This is a genomic window from Enterococcus sp. DIV0170, from assembly GCF_051710765.1.
GTDB classification, from domain to species: Bacteria; Bacillota; Bacilli; order Lactobacillales; family Enterococcaceae; genus Enterococcus_A; species Enterococcus_A raffinosus.
Genome location: NZ_JBIOLG010000001.1, coordinates 1,934,029 through 1,949,770, shown reverse-complemented (window position 1 = coordinate 1,949,770; position 15,742 = coordinate 1,934,029). Strand labels below are relative to the sequence as shown.

Genomic DNA, 15,742 nt, shown 5'->3' with positions numbered 1-15,742 from the left:
ATGGCTCAAGTCGGAATTTACGAAAAAGCCTTACCTCAAAATATTTCATGGAAAGAACGTTTTTACTTGGTAAAGGAAATGGGCTTTGATTTTATAGAAATGTCCATCGATGAAACCGATGAACGATTGGCGCGTTTAGACTGGCCTGAAGAAAAAATTGCGGAGCTGAGAAACGATATGTTCGAGACAGGCGTGCGAATTAATTCTATTTGTCTAAGTGGACATCGTCGTTTTCCTTTTGGCTCTTCTGATCCAAATAAGCAAAAAATCGCAAAAGAGATTATGAGTAAAGCCATTCAATTAGCTCACAATTTAAGTATTAATGTTATTCAAGTAGCAGGATACGACGTATACTATGAAAAAAAATCCATAAGTTCTAGGGAAGACTTTATCGCAGGAATGAAGGAAAGTGTGAAGGAAGCGTCAAATTACGGTGTGATTCTCTCTGTTGAAATTATGGATGATCCTTTTATGAACTCTATATCAAAATTTTTAGAGATTAAAAAACAAATCCATTCACCTTACCTTCAAGTGTATCCAGATTTAGGTAATTTATCTGCTTGGCCGGAAAATGATCCAGCTCGAGAATTGGAAAAAGGAATCGACTGTATTACGTCCATTCATTTGAAGGATACCTATCCTGTAACCGAAGATTCCAGTGGACAGTTTCGGGATGTTCCATTTGGGGAAGGCTGTGTCGATTTTCTAGGGTTATTAAGAAATTTGAAACGACTAGAATACGATGGGACGTTTCTAATCGAGATGTGGAGTGAAAAGAGTCAGGATTTTGTGACGGAAATTCAGCAAGCGAAAAGATATCTTTATGCAAAATTAAGGGAGGCAGGCTATGATGTCGCGTAATGAAGTCATTGCCGCAATGAAACAGCGAGTTTTTGAGGCGAATTTAGAACTGCCTCAATACGGCCTAGTCAAATTAACTTGGGGCAATGTCAGTGAAATCAATCGGAAACTAGGGATCATTGTGATCAAACCAAGCGGAGTAAAATACGAAAAAATGCAGGCAGATCAAATGGTCGTTACGGACTTAGCCGGACATGTGTTGGGTAAGGGAAGTCTTAATCCATCATCTGATTTGCCAACACATGTGGTGCTATACCAAGCATTTGAAAAAATCAATGCCATCGTTCATACTCATTCAACAAACTCGGTCATGTGGGCTCAAGCTGGACGTGATCTGCCAGCTTATGGAACGACGCACGCGGATGCTTTTTATGGTAGCATTCCCTGTACACGTCAGCTAACGGAAGCAGAAGTGAAAGAAGCGTATGAAGTAAACACTGGACAGGTAATTGTTGAGACATTCAAGAAAAGGAAAATCCATTCAGATGAAGTACCTGGGGTGTTAGTTTATGGGCATGGTCCATTTACTTGGGGCGATTCACCGATGAAAGCAGTGGAAAACAGTTTGATTTTGGATGAAATTTGTCTGATGGCGAAGGAAAATGAAAAAATCAATCCAGGCATCTGTGAGATTCCACAGTATTTGCTAGATAAGCATTATTACCGTAAGCACGGAGACCATGCATATTACGGGCAAGGTTAAGCAAAGTAGTCAAACCGCTCTCTTTTTTATTGACGAGTGGTCAAATTATCTCTGAGATTGACAAGTCGTAGTTTCTTTGCTATTTTATTAACAATCAATGAAACGCGATGAGAAAGAAAGTAAATTAATTCAATCTGCGAAAGAGAGTTCCTGTTTGGTGAGAAGGGATGCAGCTTGGTTATTTGAAAATGGCTTTTGAGCGGATTTCCCGAATGTTTAAGGAAATACGGATGCCCCCGTTAACAAGGCACAGTCTCCAAGAAGTTGATTTTTTTGGGTACTGATTGAGGTGAAGTCTGTGAGGATTTTACGAGTAAAGGTGGTAACGCATGTTCATGCCCTTAGCAATTTTTTTGCTGAGGGCATTTTTTGTGTCTGCTTTTTTGTTAAGGTGACGATCTTAACAACTAAAAGAACTTACAAGACGAGCTTTAAAATGATGTAAAAGTGGAAGGTGGAAGATTTATGGCAGGATTTTTAGTGGTACAGACGGATTTTGGATTGCAAGACGGTGCGGTTAATGCAATGTATGGAGTGGCTTATCAGGTGGATCCGACATTGAATATTAATAATTTAACGCACGAAATCGAACCCTATAATATTCATGATGCTAGCTATCGATTATTGCAAGCAGTTACTTATTGGCCGGCAGGAACAGTATTTGTCTCAGTGGTTGACCCTGGAGTAGGTTCAACCCGTCGCAGTGTCGTTGCAGAGCTGAGAGGCGGACAATACGTGATCACCCCAGATAATGGTACATTAACATACTTAGCACAGTACGTGGGGATCAAAGAAGTTCGTCAAATAGATGAGGAGTCGCAACGCTTGCCGGGATCCTCTGAGAGTCATACATTTCATGGCCGTGATGTTTACGTTTATAATGGTGCGCGGCTTGCTAGTGGGAAGGTTAGCTTTGCAGAATTAGGAACCGTGATTCCTGTAAGTGAGTTAGTGACTTTTCCTTTGATTGCCCCCACACAAATTGAAAGTAAAATTATCGGTACGATAGATATCACGGATATTCGCTTCGGTTCACTATGGACGAACATTCCTGTGGACTTTTTCAAAAACTGGCAGATTGAATATGGACAAAGCTTGCTAGTAAAAATATACTATCAAGGTGTGGTTCGTTATCAGGATGAGGTTGTTTTTGGGCGTTCCTTTGCTCAAGTCTCTCCAAAAGAAGCGGTCTTATATATTAATTCATTATTAAATGTTGGTTTAGGGATTAATCTGGACTCGTTTTCTACAGTTTATAAAATAGGAACGGGCAATGATTGGACGATTGAGCTAACAAAAATTTAGCGAATATAGCACAAAAAATGAAAAAGGGGTAAAACTATGAATAAGAAATTTACAGTAAAACACATTGTAGCAATTGGTATCGGTGCGGCAGTCTTCTTCATTTTGAAGCGATTTGTGACGATTCCTACAGGGATTCCAAATACGGATATTGCAACAGCCTATCCTTTCTTGGCGCTATTAGGTGTAGTATACGGACCAATTGTTGCCGGTTTAGCAGGCTTCATCGGACATGCTTTAGGTGATTTAACGACGTATGGCGCCTGGTGGTCATGGATCGTCGCTTCAGGTATTCTGGGTGTTTTCTTCGGACTCTTGGCAAAACGTATTCCGATCGAACAAGGAATTTTCGGTAAAAAAGAAATCGTGACTTTTTTGGTTGGTGAAACGATCGCAAACCTAGTGACCTGGGTTGTTATTGCACCCATTGGAGATATTTTGATTTATGCAGAAGCACCGAGCAAGGTTTTCACTCAAGGCGTTGTTGCGGGTATTACAAATTCTGTTGTTACGGGAATTATAGGTTTTATTCTATTAAAAGCTTACGCACAGACAAAAACTAAAAAGGGAAGTTTAAATAAAGAAGCTTAGAACGTGAGGAAATAAAATGATCGAGTTTCGTGATTTTACGTTTCAATATGACAGTCAAGCTGAACCTACCTTGAAAAACATCAATTTGTCAATTAAACAAGGTGAAAAGATATTAATCATGGGTCCTAGTGGTTCAGGGAAATCGACGTTGGGAAAGTGTTTGAATGGGATCATTCCCCAAAATGAGAAGGGCAGCTTTACCGGCAGCTTGAGTATCAACGGCCAACTATTCAGCGAGGCATCAATTTATGATCTTTCGCTGGATGTTGGTACGGTGCTCCAAGATACTGACAGTCAATTTGTCGGCTTGACTGTTGCCGAAGATATTGCGTTTTCTTTAGAGAATGAGATGGTCGAGCAGGAAGCCATGCGTCAAGCGGTAAAATATTGGTCGGAAAAGACCCATCTACTGGCACAGCTTGAAAAACGTCCGCAGGATCTTTCTGGTGGACAAAAGCAGCGGGTGACGATGGCAGGTGTTCTGATCGATGAGACACCAATTCTTTTATTTGATGAACCTTTAGCAAATCTTGATCCGCAAACAGGCTATGAAGCGATTCAAATGATTGATCAACTATACTTGTCACAAAAATTTACGACAATTATCATTGAACACCGTTTGGAAGAAGTATTGGCTGCGCCAATTGATCGTGTTGTTTTGATGGATGAAGGAAAGATTATTGCGGATATGACACCAACGGAATTGCTAAAAAGTGATTTGTTAGCGACATATGGTATTCGTGAGCCACTTTATATTTCCGCGTTAAAACGTGCAGGTATTTCATTAGAAGGTTTCCCTGATTTAACGCAAGTAGATCAATTAGTTTCACCGGAGATTTCTGCAGCTTTAGCGAAATCGCAAGGGAAGTTTAAAGCAGTTGAAAAATCAAAAACACCCTTATTGTCCATAAATAATCTTTCATTTAGTTTTGGAAATGAAGAAGTCATCAAAAACATGGATCTTACGCTCTATCAAGGTGAAATGGTCAGTCTAGTAGGACATAACGGTGCTGGAAAATCCACTCTTTCTAATTTGATTACCGGCTTTTATCCTCTTCAGACAGGACAACTCCTGTGGAAGGGACAAGCTATTGCAAATGAGAGCATCAAGGAACGGGCGGATAAAATTGGTTACGTATTGCAAAACAGCAACCAAATGTTGTCTAAAAATATGATTTTTGAGGAAGTGGCTTTAGGATTAGAAAATCGTGGAGTTGCGCCTGATAAAATTCAAGAGAAGGTATTTGATACCTTGAAAGTCTGCGGACTCTATGAGTTTCGTAACTGGCCAATCTCAGCGTTGAGTCACGGACAAAAGCGTCGGGTAGCGATTGCTGCCATTTTAGTACTGGAGCCAGAACTGTTGATCCTTGATGAGCCGACAGCCGGGCAAGATTATTACCATTATAATGAAATGATGACGTTCTTGCGAAAGTTGAATCGACAAGGAATAACGATTTTGATGATTACACATGACATGCACTTAATGTTAGAACATACAAAACGGACGCTTGTCTTGAAGGAAGGCCAGTTGATTGCTGACGAAACACCTGCGGATGTTCTATCTTCAGCAAAGCTTGTTGCCTCGGCGAGTTTGCGTGAGACCAGCTTGTACACGTTGGCGCAAAACAATCATCTAACGGATGCAACTGGCTTTGTGTCGGCATTTATCCAACATGAGGAGGGGCCTTATGGCAGGAAATAATCTAATTGGCTATTTGCCAAAAACGACACCGATCCATCAGCTTAGCGGATTTTCGAAATTATTATGCTTTTTGATGATTTCCGTGGTTGGAATGATTTCCTATGATACGCGATTCTTACTCGCGCTTGCAATCTTTTCAGTGATTCTATTCAAGACAGCAAAAATCAGCTATCGGGAGATTTCTTTTGTGGTGAAGTTTATCGCCTTCTTTTCAATTCTGAATCTACTGACAGTTTATCTATTTGCTCCAGAATATGGTGTAACCATTTATGGAACACGTCATGTAATTTTAGAAGGCATCGGCCGCTATACACTTACTCAAGAACAACTGTTTTACGAATTTAATTTATTGATAAAATATTTTGTCACGATCCCACCGGGGTTGATTTTTATTCTAACGACCAATCCAAGTGAACTAGCTTCAAGCATTCATCGAGTTGGCGGGTCTTATAAGATTGCGTACGCCTTTTCTTTGGCACTACGTTATATCCCAGATATTCAAGAAGACTTTCGAACAATTTCTAAAGCCCAACAAGCTCGCGGAAACGAACTTTCTAAAAAGGCTTCCTTGGTGAAACGGGTGAGGGGAAATTTAACGATCGCAATCCCATTGATTTTTTCTAGCTTGGAACGAATTGAAACGATCTCTTCGGCTATGGAGCTACGTCGTTTTGGAAAGAAAAAAAGTCGAACATGGTTGTTGGCTAAGCCTTTGAAGCGAAATGATTATTTAGCCTTAGCAATGGTCCTTTTTTTGTGCTCTGCGGGAATTATTTTGCTTTTTGTCAATGGTGGACGATTTTACAATCCTTTTCGTTAAAAAAACGGGCTCTTCGTCAAATCGTGTTGGTGGAGACAAATCTGAATAAAATTTAGTCCGGTATGCGGTGCGAGTTGTGCACCGCATACTTTTTTACTTTTCAAAGATCAATCCTTGCTGTAAATAAATCCGTGCTCTGAAGTTGTAGAAATTACGATAGCCAAATGCGATCCGCTTAATCAATTTGATTTTGTTGTTTAGTCCTTCTGTTGCTCCATTTGAAAGTTTCACTTTAAACGCATTGGCGATACCAGAATGATAGCGATAAAAGATCTGGAATTTCTTTTTGAATGCTTTAGGAAAGGTAGGGTCTATGTGTTTCAGTGTTTCTTGAAATCCTTCATTATCACGTTTATTGAAATAATAACGCAATAGTTGGACAAAGTGATAGGCTTTTCGTAGTTCTTCGCTGTAGCTCAGGAGTTCATCAATCACTTCTGTCTGGCTCATTTCCTTTTTGAACAGCCGATGATAGTGGCGTTTGAGCGGCTCCAGCTTATCTGAATCTTTGAGCAGTAGTTTCCAATAGCGTTTTAGCCGACGGTATTTCTTTTGATCTTCTGAACGAGAGGTGCGAAAACGATTCATGATTTGTACGCGCAATTGATTGAAATTCCGATTGATGTGCTGCACGATATGAAAGCGGTCCGTGACGATTTCCGCATTGGGAAAGACCTTTTTTAGTAGCTGATTGTAGCTGGCGTTCATATCCATGACAAGGTATTTGACGTTTAGCCGTGCTTTTCTGGGAAAGCGCATGAAGTATTGTGTGAGCTTAAATAATCGGCGATCCTCAAGGATGGTAAACAATTTGTTTGTCGTTCCATCAACACAGATAAAGCTCATCGATCCAGCGACAGATTTCATGGATTTGAATTCGTCCATACATAAGACAGTGGGCAAGTATTTTTTGTTTGGTTGATAGTCCTTCGTCGCTTCTCGTAAGATCCGCGTGATGGTACCGTCAGAAACAAAGAATTTCTTTGCGATTAATTTGCGAGATTGATTTTCGAATAGCTCCATGAGTATCGCATGTTTCAGTTCTTTCGTTAGTTGGTGGTGATCATCGACTAAGTCGGTTTTGGCAGAAAACGTTGTGCCGCAAGCATGGCACAAGAAGCGAGATCGTTTCAATTCTAAGATGGTTAGCTTTTCTTTGACTTTTAGCATCTGAGAACGGGTCGTATAGGAACCATTGCGAATGATTTCTAAGGAGCCGCAGTTTTCACAACGACTAGGAAAAGTGATTAGTTTTCCTTTAATAAATTGGGCTTGAACCCCTTTGTATCTTCTTTCTTCGAGCCAATCGTCATCGAAGTGAAAGTGTTTGTCTGTTAATCCAAGTAAATTTCTAGTATGATTATCCATAGAGGGACTCCTTTGGTTAGGTTGGTTTTAGAAGGCTAAATCTTACCAAACGGTAGTCTCTTTTTGATTTGAAGACAAGTAAAAAGTGCTGGCAGAAAATCGGGTTCGATTTCCCACCAACACAAAATATTATAGAACCAAAAAACGAAGCCCTCTATTCAATTATGAGGGCTTCGTTTTTTTATATATTAAATGCTTTTGATTTTGTAAATCTATTTTACTTAACTATTCAGCACGATTCGCAATTCCTGGAATGAATTTCAAACAGTAAAGAGCACATATTCCGACAACGATATAAATAATTTTAGCAAGAATCGCTGTACTTCCACCAGATATCGCAGCAACTAAATCATATTCAAAAAGACCTACTAATAACCAATTAATTCCACCGACAATTAACAAAATAAGCGCGATAATATCAAGGTATTTCATCTGTAACCCCTCCTTTCTGATTGGTCTAACCGTACCATAGTTGTTTATCCGTCCCTACTTATATGCTCAAAATAGAATTATTTTTATTTTATTAGATGAAAAATAACGTTAATCAAATTAGAATAGTTCCGCATGATAAGAAAAAGCCCATTTACTTAATAAAACGAACGATTTTTAAGAAAACTACCTATCTTTATACTCAGCGCGTATAATAGAAGTATGCAAAGTTGTCCAAGGAAAGGGAGCGAGCTGAATGTTGAATCCATTTATCAATCCGGGTCTGGAAATTGCTTTAAAAGAACTTTTTCGCGACAATGTCTCAACAGAACAAGTGCATCCAGCAGTCGCGACCGATATACGGAAGGAACGTTTGATTGTATATGTATACCCAGAATCGATAGAATTCGTGTTTGTTGAGTTGGAACAAGAGGTTTTTGATCAAGGGAAGTAAAGGTGGTATTGAAAACTCGGTTCAAGTGCTGCATCTTTTAATAAATTAAAAAAAGGTCCCAATGCTTCAGTACTTAGCATTGGGGCCTTTTCTGTGGTTTTAGGATTATGGAGACGGCGGGAGTCGAACCCGCGTCCAAACATATCGACACTTAAAAATCTACGCTCATAGTCATACTATTTGAATTTCGCTTTGTCCTCTGCCGCATGACAGGCCGCGAACATTGCTAGTCTGATGAACTCTTTTTCAACTTGCAGACGGAAAGTTGAAACGTATCCCACTTAGAATAGGACCCTTACTCGAGCACATGGGCGATACCGAGAGGATCTACGCTAACTGTTTTTAGGCAGCTAAAGCGTAAGAGTTATTGTTTTCTTTAGCAGTTATATTTAACTGTAACGTTTTTACGTAGACGTAACCTACGAAGCGCAATTCAAGCTCAAACTATGCCTGTCGAATCCGTAACGTCCCCCTAGTAAATATTTTTATTGCAGAAAAAAGTATACCATTCCGTTATAAAAAAAGCAAAGAAGTAAATGAGAAATGAAAAAATTTGTATGAATTGCTGAAAAAATTGAAGAAAAAGCAAATTGTTGGTGAAGATACAGGTAAGGTAATGGTTGAAAAAAATGAAATAGAGTATACTAAGAATGAGAATTAGACGATATCAGGGGGTTAGACTATGAATATTTTAATGATCGAAGACAATGAATCGGTCTCCGAGATGATGCAAATGTTTTTCTTAAACGAAGGCTGGGAAGCTGAGTTTAAGTATGATGGACAAGAAGGATTAGACGCGTTTAAGGCAGACCCTGAAAAATGGGATATGATTACATTGGATTTAAACTTACCAACGATGGACGGGATGGAGGTCGGACGTGAGATTCGAAAAATCTCGAAGACCGTACCCATCATTATGTTAACAGCTAGGGACTCTGAAAGTGACCAAGTTATAGGTTTGGAAATGGGTGCAGATGATTATGTAACCAAGCCATTCTCACCGCTGACTCTGATTGCGCGAATTAAAGCGTTGCATCGTCGCAGCGAACTGACTGCTGAACCGCAAAAAGAGGGAGTATCTAGTAATGAAAGCTTTGATATTCAGACAGATCACTTCAAAATGAATTTGAAAACACGTGAAGCCTATTTAGATGGGAAAACTATCGAAGGATTAACGCCAAAAGAATTTGATTTACTGTACACGATGGCGAAGAAGCCGCGTCAAGTGTTCACTCGTGAGCAGCTGCTGGAGCTAGTTTGGGATTATCAATATTTTGGTGATGAACGGACAGTAGATGCCCATATTAAAAAACTTCGTCAAAAAATAGAAAAGGTAGGCTCACAAGTTATTCAAACGGTTTGGGGCGTAGGGTATAAATTTGATGACACTGAGGTTGGTCGATGAAATACCTTTATCAACAGTTGCTGGCTTTTGGCGGGTTGATTTTATTAATTTTACTAACATTGGGCTTGTCGTTTACCCAATTTACACGGAAGACTTTAGAGGACAATAACTATAAGGAACTGTTCGGATACGCGCAGTCGATGGAAAAAAACAATCTTTCTTTGAGTCGAGATATCCGCTTTGAAGGGATGTCTAGTAATGAAATTTTTCTTTTCGCCATCAATGTGACTGAGTCCAGTCTAAATCAACAGGACGTTTCCTTTGTCTTTATTGATAAGGACAAGAATGTTCAGTATCCTGATAAATCAGGAAAAGTGAATCAGCATCTAGTTAGCAATGAACAATGGCGAGCATTGAAAACTGGACAGCAGCAAAAGGAAACAAGCTCAAAAAATGTGATGGGACAAAACCAAACGACTTCTTACGCCATGGTTCCATTCTTTACAGATGGTGTTTTCTTCGGTGTCTTGCTGGTTAGTCAGCCAGCGATGAATGTTGAGACGAGTGTAAATTCGATTGTCACTGATTTATTCAAGGCATTTATCATTGCTTCGATTATCGCGATTATTGTCAGTTATTTCTTTGCTACGCAACAAGTAAAGCGAATTAATCGTATGCGTTCAGCAACTAAAGAAGTTGCCATGGGGAATTTCGATGTTATTGTGCCGAATCGAAACCGTGATGAATTTGATGATTTGGCAGAGGATTTCAATAAAATGACCATATCATTGAAGGAATCTCAGGATGAAATTGAAAGACAGGAAGAGCGGCGAAAGCAATTTATGGCGGATGCTTCTCACGAGATGCGTACACCCTTAACCACAATTAATGGCTTGCTTGAGGGAATGCAGTATAATGCGATCCCGGAAAACCAAAAGGAAAAAGCGATCAAGCTTATGCAAAATGAAACCTCACGTTTAATTCGATTGGTAAATGAAAATTTAGATTACGAAAAGATCCGAACGAACCAAATCAGTATCCTGTTGCAAACGTTCAATGCTACAGAGGCCGTTTCTACGTTAGTCTCACAATTGCAAGGGAAAGCTGAGGCTTCAAAGGACCAATTGATACTGCAGACGGAAGAACCGATTAATGTGTACGCTGACTATGATCGATTCGTACAGGTCATGGTGAACCTAATTCAAAATGCGATTCAATTTACTAATGATGGTACAATTACAGTAGCAATCAATAAATTAGAGCAGGCTACTGAGATAAAAATTTCCGATACGGGAATCGGTATGTCAGAAGAGCAAGTTAAGAATATTTGGGATCGGTATTATAAAGCTGATCCGTCAAGAAAGAATACGAAGTACGGAGAATCAGGATTAGGACTATCGATTGTTCAAGAATTAGTGCGGCTGCACAACGGAACAATTGAAGTGGAGAGTGAGTTAGAGAAGGGGACGACATTTACTGTTGTGTTTCCAGATAAGCCTGAAAAGGATGAATCTACAGAAGAACAAAAAGAAGCGTAAAACCATTTTTCGGTTTTACGCTTCTTTTTCTACTATTTATAAAACAGCTAGAATAATAAAGTTTAGAATAAATAAAAGATCTACAATCCAAAGAATAGGTGAAATTTCTTTTGTTTTTCCTTTGATTACTTTAACGATGGTATAGAAGATGAATCCGGCAGCAATTCCGTAAGAAATACTGTAGCAAAGCCCCATGAATACACTTGCGAAAAATGCAGGGACAGCTTCTTCTAGATCCAACCAGTTAATATCAGCGAAAGACGCTAACATCATTACACCGACCAAAATTAAAGCAGGAGCAGTTGCCTGAGCAGGTACAATAGCGATTAACGGGGAAAACAAGCTGCTTAGAGCAAATAGGGCAGCAACAACAACAGAAGTTAAGCCTGTACGTCCGCCAGCACCGATCCCTGCTGCGGATTCGACATAAGTGGTTGTATTTGATGTACCAAAGATAGCACCAATTGAAGTTGCGATGGCATCCGCGAATAAAGCCTTATCCATTTTCGTTTTAAATCCTCGAGAACCGTCATCTAATGCTTGTTCATCTTCTTTAGAGAAAATACCTGTTCGGCGACCAGTGCCAATAAAGGTTCCGATCGTATCAAACGTATCAGATAAGCTAAATGCTAAAATTGTCATTAATACCTGAGGTAATTTAGAAGAATCTGAAAACAGAGATCCCATTCCGGCTGGACCAAAGGCTGCACCAAATGTTGTTCCTAATTCTTGAATTGAACTCCCCAATGAATTTGCGTGCCAATCAATCGAGCCTAATTGAACAACACCCATAGGGATACCTAATAAAGTAGTGATCACGATACCAATCAAAATGGCTCCGCGAACATTTTTAACGACTAAAATGGTAGTAAGTACCAAACCGATAACAGCCAATAAAATTGGCGCATTGTTAAAGTTTGCCAATGCTGGGACGATTCCGCTGTTAATGGTTACGTTGGTTGCTTTGCCACCTTCAACAACACTACTAGTAATAGCAGAAGAATCCGCACTAAAAGAAAGCAAGCCGGCATTTTTAATTCCTACATAAGCGACAAAGATTCCGATCCCACCGCCGATTGCATGCTGCATACTTTCTGGAATAGCGTGAATAATCAATTTACGGATTTTAGTAACAGTAATCAAAATATTAATGATCCCGCAAATAAATACCATTGCTAAGGCCTGTTGCCAAGAATATCCTAATCCGAATACCACAGTGTAAGTGAAGAATGCATTCAGTCCCATACCTGGAGCTTGTGCATAAGGGACATTTGCGAACAATCCCATAACTAAAGTTCCGATAACAGACGCGATGATGGTTGCTAAGAACACCGCCTGAAAGGGCATCCCTGAAGCTGATAAAATCGTTGGGTTAACGAATAAAATATAACTCATGGCAAAGAATGTAGTAACCCCAGCCATTACTTCAGTAGAAATATTGGTACCTTGTTCCTTTAATTTAAAGAATTTCTCCATTATAATTAAACGCTCCTTAAAAATAAGTTCATTATATCGGCAAAAACCGAATACTTGTTAAGTATAATGAAGGAACGATCGACTTTCAAGAATTAGTTTAACAAAAGAACGAACAAAAAGAAGAATGTTCGTGTTTAGCGAACATTCTTCTTTTTAGAGGCGAAGTTAATCAGGCGAAAACAGATAATTAACAAACATAAGCAGAAAAAGATATAGGCAACGGCTTTGATTAAAGAAACAAAAAACAAGTCAAGCAGGGTTGTTGAAGAAAGTTCAAAGGAAATCGAAGAACGAACGGAGTAGGCGATTCCACTAGTTCCATTACTCAGAACAAAATTTGGGAGTTCCTTAAATTGATTCAATCCTTGATGATAAAAGGATTGAAGGATCGCTTCATAGGCAGGTTCAAAAAGTGTATACAATAGAATTAAGCAAATAGAGGCAACCATTAATCCTATAAAAAATTCTAGGCCTGTAGAATAAATTAATTGTTTCATTGAGATCGCCGCTTTTCTTTGGCGTTGAATTCTAAACACAAAGAAGACCACCAGCAAAATAAACAGTCCGATCGCACAAACTAGTAATCGTTCGGAAAAATAGTGCTGCAATTGTTGAATTTCCTTTGTTGTAAATAATTGAATTTGCTTGGAGGAATCCAATTGATTCAACACAAGTTTTAACATACTCAAACTGGTCAAGGCAAATAGAGCAATCAAGCAGATTACCCATGAAATCGAGAATTGGATGCGATGCCGTTTAATTGTTGTAATTGTTGTTGAAATAAGTTCCATGAATTTCCACCCCTTACTATTAAGTATAGAATCCTAATTTGAAAGAAATATGAATTCTATCGGAAGAAATAAATGTAGAAAAAAAGGCCAATCTTCACGGAATAAATGAAGATTGGCCTTTCAACTTATTGTTGGTTTTGCTCTTGGTATTGCTTATATGTTTCAGTTTTGTATAGCTCTTGAGTGGATTTCTTCCCATTCTGATCATACAGACTGGTTGATTTATCCCCCAATTTATTTTCGATTTTTTCCATCTTATTCAGACCATCTTTATAGTCGTATTGAGAAGCATCGATCGGCTTCAAACCACTTGCTGAATAGAAGCGTAATAAGTCTCCGTTATTAATATTATCTGACGTGCTTAATTGAGTGGAGACTGCTTCTTTCCATTTATCTGCTTGCTGCTGCAAGCTTTCGCTTGGTTCTGTAATTGCCATACCATTGCTGTTACTATACAAGCTTCCGCTATAATACGTATATTCTGGAGTAACGTAATCTCCATCACGGAAGGCCACGATTTGGTCATGATCTTCGGATAACAGATCTTGTCCTAGTTGAATATATTTGCTTGTATCTATACCTAAAAGATGTAATAGGGTAGGGAGAGCATCAACTTCACCACCATACGTATGATTGATTCCGCCTTTATCTTGTCCGGGAATATGAACCATGTAAGGAACCCGTTGCATTTGCGCGTTATCAAAGTTTGACCATGTTTCTTTTGATTTACCAAGTAATGGTGCTAGGTCAGAGTTTCTTGAATTTGAGATCCCGTAATGGTCACCGTACATGACGATGATCGAATTGTCATACAAACCAGAAGCTTTTAAATAGTTGAAGAACTCTTCAACTGCTTTGTCTAAATAGTTTGCTGTGGCAAAATATCCATTGATTGTTTCATCGCTCGTATTCGCCATTGGAAACCCTGCTTCATCGTTTTTGAACTCACTGTAAGGGTAATGGTTCGATACAGCGATAAACTTAGAATAAAAAGGCTGTTGCAGACGTTCCAAATACTTCACCGATTGTTGGAAGAATGGTTTATCATGCAGACCGTATTGGAATGAATTTTCATCGTTTACATCATAATAAGAAGAATCAAAGAAATAGTCATACCCAAGGTTCTTATAGGTTTCTGAACGGTTCCAGAAGCTTCCTGAATTCCCATGGAAGGAAGCACTTGTATAGCCTTCAGTTTGTTTCAAGATATCTGGCGCAGCTTGGAATGTGTTCTTACCGCCTAATTGTGAGAACAATGAACCTTGATTCAAACCGAACAATGAGTTTTCCATCAGTGTTTCAGCATCGGATGTTTTTCCAGCTTTTACTTGATGGAAGAAATTATCAAAACTAAAAGTACTATTGCTATGGAAAATGCTATTCAAGAAAGGCGTGACTTCATGTTCTTGTCCATTTTCATCCTTTAGTTTGTAGTCGATCACAAATTGTTGCAAACTTTCTAAATGAATCGTGATTACGTTACGTCCCTTAGCAATTCCGTAGTAGTCACTGTTTGGGGCAGCGTAATGATCCTTCACATAAGATTCAACTTCTTTTAAGTCATTAGGACTCGCTTCTGCACGAACTTGGTTTGTTTTATAGGTTTGGATGCCATCATATACAGTGAAGGCATTGACACCTAGGTACTTAATTAAGTAGTCACGAGAGAAGGTACGAGTCAACAATTCTGGACGATCTGCTTCTGCTAAGAACAGATTCCCTGAGAAAATCATGATTGAAAGAGCCGTCATTGCAAAGGCCATACGGGCACGAACGGGACGATCCTCACGCTTAATCCCTTTTCTCCATAAAAGAATCGGTAAAATGACAATATCAATTAGATATAACACGTCATAGGGACGGAAAAGTCGAACAGCACTTTCCCCTAAGCCACTGGCAACTTTTCCAGCACCCAAGAAGGTATTGACTGTAATGAAGTCAGTAAATTCACGATAATACACAACATTGGCAAAAAGTAAGAAACTTGCCAGTGCATAGATGACCATCATCGTGATGTAGGAGGCCTTCGACCGACGCACATATAAAGCGATCGACAATAAGAACATCGTCGACGCGATTGGATTGATAAACAGGATGAAGTATTGAGTCATACTTTCGATCCCTAAATTAAATTCAAATAGGTATGCAAAAACACTTTTCGCCCATAATAAGAATGTCAGTAACGCATAAAAGCCGAGACGTTTATTCAAAAATGCAGGAGCTTTTAGTTTTTTCAATAGTAACTTCCTTTCTGCCGCAAAAAAATTGCGATATGTTCACTTGTTAACAGTTTACTCGCTTACACCAATGCAGTCAATTCTTATTGAAATTTGGGCAATCATGCTTAAAGAAAACTTTA

General features: G+C 39.1%; 14 protein-coding genes, 1 other RNA gene and 1 other annotated feature. Of the genes, 9 read left to right on the top strand and 6 right to left on the bottom strand.

Annotated features, from left to right (window positions below):
- The 6 genes from IGI50_RS09430 to IGI50_RS09405 all read left to right on the top strand — a co-directional run bounded on the left by IGI50_RS09430 (position 1) and on the right by IGI50_RS09405 (position 5,982).
- Positions 1 to 861, top strand: coding sequence for an L-ribulose-5-phosphate 3-epimerase (locus IGI50_RS09430; RefSeq protein WP_218255793.1), 861 nt, complete (start codon positions 1 to 3; stop codon positions 859 to 861).
- Positions 851 to 1,564: an L-ribulose-5-phosphate 4-epimerase AraD gene (araD, locus tag IGI50_RS09425; protein WP_218257358.1), complete on the top strand. Its 714-nt coding sequence runs from the start codon at positions 851 to 853 to the stop codon at positions 1,562 to 1,564. The genes IGI50_RS09430 and araD overlap by 11 nt, the downstream gene beginning before the upstream one ends.
- A gap of 98 nt (positions 1,565 to 1,662) precedes the next feature.
- Positions 1,663 to 1,910 (top strand) — a binding site (T-box leader).
- A 119-nt stretch (positions 1,911 to 2,029) separates the two neighbouring features.
- Positions 2,030 to 2,869: an SAM hydrolase/SAM-dependent halogenase family protein gene (locus IGI50_RS09420; RefSeq protein WP_218255791.1), complete on the top strand. Its 840-nt coding sequence runs from the start codon at positions 2,030 to 2,032 to the stop codon at positions 2,867 to 2,869.
- Positions 2,870 to 2,905: 36 nt separating this feature from the next.
- Positions 2,906 to 3,457, top strand: a complete 552-nt coding sequence (locus IGI50_RS09415; RefSeq protein WP_218255789.1) for an ECF-type riboflavin transporter substrate-binding protein — start codon at positions 2,906 to 2,908, stop codon at positions 3,455 to 3,457.
- A 16-nt stretch (positions 3,458 to 3,473) separates the two neighbouring features.
- The gene (locus IGI50_RS09410) at positions 3,474 to 5,162 is read left to right on the top strand and encodes an ABC transporter ATP-binding protein (protein WP_311855235.1); all 1,689 of its coding nucleotides are present in this window, start codon (positions 3,474 to 3,476) and stop codon (positions 5,160 to 5,162) included.
- Positions 5,149 to 5,982, top strand: a complete 834-nt coding sequence (locus IGI50_RS09405; protein WP_218255785.1) for an energy-coupling factor transporter transmembrane component T family protein — start codon at positions 5,149 to 5,151, stop codon at positions 5,980 to 5,982. Before IGI50_RS09410 ends, IGI50_RS09405 begins: the two co-directional genes overlap by 14 nt.
- 93 nt (positions 5,983 to 6,075) lie before the next feature.
- On the opposite strand, the gene IGI50_RS09400 is transcribed toward IGI50_RS09405, so the two are convergent.
- On the bottom strand, positions 6,076 to 7,350 hold the full coding sequence (locus IGI50_RS09400) for an ISL3 family transposase (protein WP_438776798.1): 1,275 nt from the start codon (positions 7,348 to 7,350) through the stop codon (positions 6,076 to 6,078).
- A gap of 225 nt (positions 7,351 to 7,575) precedes the next feature.
- Complete coding sequence (locus IGI50_RS09395; protein WP_010746184.1) at positions 7,576 to 7,782, bottom strand: DUF378 domain-containing protein; 207 nt, start codon at positions 7,780 to 7,782, stop codon at positions 7,576 to 7,578.
- Between the two features lie 253 nt (positions 7,783 to 8,035).
- Between IGI50_RS09395 and IGI50_RS09390 the strand changes: the two genes are divergently transcribed.
- The gene (locus IGI50_RS09390; RefSeq protein ID WP_218255784.1) at positions 8,036 to 8,233 is read left to right on the top strand and encodes a hypothetical protein; all 198 of its coding nucleotides are present in this window, start codon (positions 8,036 to 8,038) and stop codon (positions 8,231 to 8,233) included.
- A gap of 105 nt (positions 8,234 to 8,338) precedes the next feature.
- On the opposite strand, the gene ssrA is transcribed toward IGI50_RS09390, so the two are convergent.
- Positions 8,339 to 8,705: a transfer-messenger RNA gene (gene ssrA / locus IGI50_RS09385) on the bottom strand.
- Between the two features lie 210 nt (positions 8,706 to 8,915).
- Here ssrA and IGI50_RS09380 point away from each other — a divergent pair.
- Together IGI50_RS09380 and IGI50_RS09375 are read left to right on the top strand one after the other, a co-directional pair.
- A complete protein-coding gene (locus IGI50_RS09380) occupies positions 8,916 to 9,638 on the top strand; it encodes a response regulator transcription factor (protein ID WP_010746186.1) in 723 nt (240 codons plus the stop codon).
- Positions 9,635 to 11,116: an ATP-binding protein gene (locus IGI50_RS09375; RefSeq protein WP_438776797.1), complete on the top strand. Its 1,482-nt coding sequence runs from the start codon at positions 9,635 to 9,637 to the stop codon at positions 11,114 to 11,116. The genes IGI50_RS09380 and IGI50_RS09375 overlap by 4 nt, the downstream gene beginning before the upstream one ends.
- A 36-nt stretch (positions 11,117 to 11,152) precedes the next feature.
- Here IGI50_RS09375 and IGI50_RS09370 read toward each other — a convergent pair whose 3' ends face one another.
- From IGI50_RS09370 to IGI50_RS09360, 3 genes are all read right to left on the bottom strand, one after another.
- Entirely contained in the window at positions 11,153 to 12,592 is a 1,440-nt protein-coding gene (locus IGI50_RS09370; protein ID WP_010746188.1) for an NCS2 family permease, read from the bottom strand.
- Between the two features lie 134 nt (positions 12,593 to 12,726).
- Positions 12,727 to 13,383 (bottom strand): hypothetical protein, encoded by a 657-nt coding sequence (locus IGI50_RS09365; RefSeq protein WP_438776796.1) that lies wholly within the window; start codon positions 13,381 to 13,383, stop codon positions 12,727 to 12,729.
- Between the two features lie 125 nt (positions 13,384 to 13,508).
- Entirely contained in the window at positions 13,509 to 15,620 is a 2,112-nt protein-coding gene (locus IGI50_RS09360) for an LTA synthase family protein (RefSeq protein WP_218255778.1), read from the bottom strand.
- Positions 15,621 to 15,742 lie beyond the last annotated feature (122 nt).